This is a genomic window from Stenotrophomonas chelatiphaga (assembly GCF_001431535.1).
Classification (GTDB): domain Bacteria; phylum Pseudomonadota; class Gammaproteobacteria; order Xanthomonadales; family Xanthomonadaceae; genus Stenotrophomonas; species Stenotrophomonas chelatiphaga.
Map to the genome: position 1 here is coordinate 1 of NZ_LDJK01000016.1, position 1,040 is coordinate 1,040.

The window sequence follows — 1,040 nt, forward strand, 5'->3', positions numbered from 1 at the left end:
CGTTGCCGTTGCCGTTGCTTGCGCCTCAAGCCGCGCGCAGCGCAGAAAACCCTAGATCTCTACCTGTGCGCCCAGTTCCACCAGCCGGTTTCCCGGAATCCGGAAGAACCCGGTCGCCGGCGCGGCATTGCGGTGCATCAGCGCGAACAGCTTGTCGCGCCAGATCGGCATGCCGCGGTTGGCGGTCGCCACGATGGTTTCGCGGCTGGCGAAGAAGGTGGTGTCCATCGGATCGAAATAGATCCCGCCGTGGTCGCACGAACGCATCAGCGCCAGCGGCACGTCCGGGGTCTCCATGAAGCCGAACTTGACGTAGACCCGGTGGAAATCATCGCCGACCGATTCGATCTTCAACCGATGCCCCTCCGGCGCGTACGGTACCGGCAGGGTCACCACGTGCAGGAACACATTGCGCTCGTGCAGCACCTTGTTGTGCTTGAGGTTGTGCATCAGCGCATGCGGCGCCACGGTCGGATCGGCGGTCAGGAACACCGCCGTACCCGGCACGCGCACCGGCGGCGCCAGCATCAGCCCCGGCAGGAACGTATCCAGGCGGATACCGTCCTTGCGGATCTCATCACGCAGCAGTTCGCGCCCGCGGCGCCAGGTGCGCATCAGGGTGAACAGCAGGATGCCCAGCACCACCGGGAACCACGCGCCCTGCATCAGCTTGGCGCCGTTGGCGATCACGAAGCCCAGGTCGATGATGAAGAACACCACGCACAGCGCCACGATCCAGTGCCGCGACTTCGGCCACAGGCTGCGCGCCACCAGGGCCAGCAGCAGGGTATCGATCAGCATCGTGCCGGACACCGAAATGCCGTAGGCCACCGCCAGGTTGGACGAGCTCTGGAAGGCCAGCACCAGTCCGATCACCATCACCGCCAGGCCCCAGTTGATGCCGGGGATGTAGATCTGGCCGATGGTGTCGTGCGAGGTGTGCTTGATCCGCATGCGCGGGATGTAGCCCAGCTGCATCGCCTGGCGCGATACCGAAAACGCCCCGGTGATGACCGACTGCGAGGCGATCACCGCCGCCA

General features: G+C 65.3%; 1 protein-coding gene. It reads right to left on the minus strand.

Features of this window, described 5'->3' with window-relative positions; translation table 11 throughout:
• Positions 1-51: 51 nt before the first annotated feature.
• Positions 52-1,040 (minus strand): KUP/HAK/KT family potassium transporter (locus ABB28_RS05680; protein ID WP_211260371.1); only part of this gene is annotated, 989 nt, incomplete at its 5' end.